Below are 3880 nucleotides of genomic sequence, written 5' to 3'. Positions count from 1 at the left end.
CATCACCAGGGTGGCCTTCGGATTCCGCTCACCCGACGCCCTCATCGGCCTCGCGATGCTCAACCTAGGCGGACACCGACCGCTGCTGCCCGGCCGATGACCCACGGATCAGTCAGAAGAGCCAGAATTCTTGACACGCTCCGATGCCCTTCGCACGACGTAGGACGACCTCGTCACCGGCAGGCCCGCGGCCACCTCACGGGTGACCCTGGGCGCGAGAACCTGACCAGGACCGCAAGGACCTGACTTGGTCGTGTCCTGACTGGGGATCACCATGACATCTCGCTGCAGGAGGCCGGATCGGTTTCGACCTGCAAGGTTGCGTGCTCGACCCCGAACCGCTTACTCAGCACCTCTCGCGCCGACCCGAGCACCGCGTCGGTGTCGGCGTCGCCGCGTGCGACCAGGTGCGCCGTCGCGACATTCATGCCCGACGTGAGCGTCCACAAGTGCAGGTCGTGGACGTCGATCACGCCCGACACCCCAGCCAGTTCACTCTCGACGTGAGCTGGCTCCACGCCAGCCGGAGCATGCTGCCCGAGGACCGCCAGTACTTCACGGCCGAGCATCACAGCGCGGACAGCGACAAAGACGCCAATCGCGAAGGCGATTCCGGTGTCCCACCACGCGCTGCCCGTCCGGGCGACGAGTACTCCGGCCACGATCACGCCGACCGAGCCCAGAGTGTCGGCCACCACCTCCAGGTAGGCGCCCTTCACGTTCAGGCTTTCAGTCGCGCCGCCGCGCAGCAGCAGTAGGGCGACTACGTTCACCGCGAGGCCGATCGCGCCGACGATCAACATCGCGCCACTCTCGACCTCGACCGAGTCTCCGATCCGTCGGAACGCCGCGATCGAGACGTACGCGGCTACGCCGAGCATCAGCAGCACAGCCAGGCCGGAGGCAAACACCTCGGCGCGGTAGGAGCCGAAGGTGCGCATGCCGGTCGTGTCCTTCCGAGTCGCGATCCTGGTCGCGGCCAGCGCCGCGCCCAACGCCACCACGTCGGCAGCCATGTGCCCAGCATCGGAGAGCAGCGCGAGAGACCCGGACCACAGCCCGAAGCCGAGCTCCACGCCAAAGAAGCCCGACACCAACCCAAAGGCGAGTGTCAATCGCCACCGATGCCGGCCGGAGGCACTCGCGTGCCCGTGACCATGCCCAGTCCCCATCAGGACTCTGCCCGTCGACGGCTGGCGGGTCGCCCGTCACCGGCGTTTGAGCACAGCGAAGCCGCCTCGCCGGTAGCCGTTAGAAGCTCATCAACCACACCGAGTACTCGTAGCACCAGGTCGCGTTCGGTCAGGGCGAAAACCGACGATCGCCCGACCGGTCGCGAGTCGACAAGGCCGCACTCGCGCAGGCAGGTCAGGTGCTTCGACACCGTTGACTGCGCCAGCCCGAGGTGGGACACCAGATCGACCACCCGGTGCTCCCCCATCGTCAAATGCTGAAGAATCACCAACCGCGAAGGATCAGCCATCGCCCGGAACAAGCACGCTGCTGGTATCAACGCGGCCCGCTCGTCGAGGGCGTCATGTAGGGGCACCCGCGTTCTTGTCATCGCCATACGGCGATGTTATGGCCAGATAGTGGAGATAACAATGGCGGCATGGAGACGCAGTGGAGGAGCCCCGGCCCAGCCTGCACGCGTCCGTGTACGCAGTCGCGCATTCTTTCGTCGCCCCCTCCGCCACGCCGTTAAACGTCAGGCGGTCACGGGGTACTCCCCTTCCTGGGGCGTCGCTCGACGGCACTCACAGATCCGGTGCCGCGCGGGGCGCGCGGTGTGCGTTGGTCAGGACCTCTGTGCGACGCCGGCAAGATAGTCACTGCCGATGTAGGTGCGCCAGCTGTCGGCAGGCTCGAGTCCGTGAGCGGTGAGCTCGGCGAGGAACTGGCCGGCGGTGAACCGGTCCTTGGTCGGGTGGTCCAGGAGTCGGCGGTAGCTGGGTCGCGCGAGCGCGGCGGCGCTGACCTCGAGATAGTAGAACCGGCCACGGGGCCGCAGGACCCGGGAGACCTCGGCCACGGCGTCGCGCCAGTTGATGACGTGGTGAATGATCCCGAAGTCGAAAACGGCGTCATAGCTGGCGTCAGCGGCGCCCAGCGCTGCCTGCAGATCATCGGCGCTGCCCTGCTCGACGCGGACCTGGTCGTTGTAGCGGCGCAGCCGGTGACGGGCTCGGGTCACCATGGCGGGGTCGAGGTCGACGGCATCGACGGTCGCGGCGCCGAACTGGTCGATGATGAGCTTGGTGCCATAGCCCGACCCACAGCCGATCTCCAGCGCGCGAGCTCCCGGGGTGCGGCCACCAAGCCGCCGCAGCATCGGCGCTTCGACGCAGCGCTGGAAGATGCGGTTGGCGGGACTGGTGACCAGGAAGGTCTCCATCTGGTTCATCAGCATCAGTCAGCGCTCCCGGTGGTCGGGGATGGTGGTGGCTTCTGGTGAGCGAGGGTCATGATCGCTGTCGGCGGTGGGTTTGCCGGGTAGGAGCAGCGCGGTTAGGACGGCGCTGAGCCCAGCGGTTGTCGCTGTGGCGATCAGCACGAGGGTCATGCCGTGCAGGTAGGCGACATTCGCGCTGGCCGCGATGGCTGGCTCGCCGAGGCGTGCGGCTGCGGCGAGGGCTCCGGCGATGGATTCGCGGGCGGCGACCGCTGCTTCGGGCGGCAAACCGGCGGTGTTCACCCGGCTGGCGTAGCCTTCAGCGAGCAGGCTGCCGAGCAGGGCGACGCCGAGGGCACCACCGGTCTGGCGCAGGGTCATCGTGATCGCGGTGCCGGACCCGGCTTGCTCGGTCGGGAGGGCGTCGAGGACGGCGTCCATGGCGGGTGCGAGCGCCATCCCGATCCCGAGGCCCGCTGTGGCGAGCCAGGCTGCGACGAATCCGTAGCTGGACTGCAGGTCGGTGAGCGCGCCGATGGCCACGCCTGCGGCGAGCACGGCTAGGCCGGCCGAGACGGGCACCCGATAGCCGGCGCGCGCGGCGAGCCGCTCCCCGGCTGGGGCGCCGACGATCAGGCCGCCGATCAGCGGAAGCAGCCGGATCCCGGTACCGAGGGCGTCGTGGCCGGCGACGAACTGCAGGTACTGCGGGACGACGAACAACAGTCCGAGCATGCCGAAGGTGACCAGGACGCCGGCGATGCTGGCCCACAAGAACTGAGGCCGGGCGAACAGGTGCAGGTCGATCATCGGGTCGCGTACCCGTAGCTCCCAGGCCACGAACGCCGTCAGCACCACCAGTCCGGCACTGATCGCGCCAATGGTGACCTGATCCGACCAACCCCGGCCGGGGGCCTCGATCACCCCGTAGACGAGCGAGGTGAGCCCGGCCGTGGACAGCACCGCTCCCAGTACGTCGGGGCGTCGTGGCGACGGGTCGCGCGACTCCGGGAGCAGGGCCGCGATGGCGATGGCGCCGATGATCGCGATCGGGACGTTGATGAGGAAGATGGAGCCCCACCAGAAGTGCTGGAGCAGGTAGCCGCCGATGATCGGCCCTAGCGGGATGCCGATGCCCAGTCCCATGACCAGAAATGAGACTGCCTTGCCGCGCTCCGCTGGGCCGAAGAGGGCGGCGAGGACCGCGAAGGCGACCGGCATCATGATCGCGGCGCCCAGCCCCATCACGCCGCGGGCGGCGATCACCAGGGCGGCGGAGCCGACCCAGGCGGCCACAGCCGAGGAGATCCCGAACAGGCCAAGTCCGATGAGGAGCAGCCGTTTGCGGGCTCTTCATACCTGCGGTGGGGGTAGGTGAGCGACACGACCTGAGCGCCTGACCCGGAACGGGGTCGAGGCCTTCCAAAGTTTGGTGCGACCAAGCAACCAACCGGAAGGCCTCGACGATGCTCGAGCCTACGGCGTGCG

The 3880-nt window shown here is 68.3% G+C and carries 4 protein-coding genes; all 4 read right to left on the bottom strand.

All coding sequences use genetic code 11. From position 1 onward, the window contains the following. Positions 1-269: 269 nt before the first annotated feature. Positions 270-1172 (bottom strand): cation diffusion facilitator family transporter, encoded by a 903-nt coding sequence (locus Q1V71_RS15280; protein WP_300644848.1) that lies wholly within the window; start codon positions 1170-1172, stop codon positions 270-272. Next, positions 1172-1564: a helix-turn-helix transcriptional regulator gene (locus Q1V71_RS15275; protein ID WP_300644850.1), complete on the bottom strand. Its 393-nt coding sequence runs from the start codon at positions 1562-1564 to the stop codon at positions 1172-1174. Before Q1V71_RS15275 ends, Q1V71_RS15280 begins: the two co-directional genes overlap by 1 nt. 234 nt (positions 1565-1798) lie before the next feature. After that, complete coding sequence (locus Q1V71_RS15270) at positions 1799-2395, bottom strand: class I SAM-dependent methyltransferase (RefSeq protein ID WP_300644847.1); 597 nt, start codon at positions 2393-2395, stop codon at positions 1799-1801. Between the two features lie 18 nt (positions 2396-2413). Further along, the gene (locus tag Q1V71_RS15265) at positions 2414-3730 is read right to left on the bottom strand and encodes an MFS transporter (RefSeq protein ID WP_300644849.1); all 1317 of its coding nucleotides are present in this window, start codon (positions 3728-3730) and stop codon (positions 2414-2416) included. Positions 3731-3880: the final 150 nt, after the last annotated feature.

Source organism: Nocardioides sp. (assembly GCF_030149505.1).
GTDB lineage: Bacteria > Actinomycetota > Actinomycetes > Propionibacteriales > Nocardioidaceae > Nocardioides.
Note: the sequence above shows the minus strand (reverse complement) of the source record. Positions and strands in the feature narration are given on the sequence as shown.

Coding starts and splice junctions, on each gene's coding strand:
- Q1V71_RS15270 (WP_300644847.1), bottom strand. CDS start 2,395: ATGGAGACCTTCCTGGTCACCAGTCCCGCCAACCGCATCTTCCAGCGC.
- Q1V71_RS15280 (WP_300644848.1), bottom strand. CDS start 1,172: ATGGGGACTGGGCATGGTCACGGGCACGCGAGTGCCTCCGGCCGGCAT.
- Q1V71_RS15275 (WP_300644850.1), bottom strand. CDS start 1,564: ATGACAAGAACGCGGGTGCCCCTACATGACGCCCTCGACGAGCGGGCC.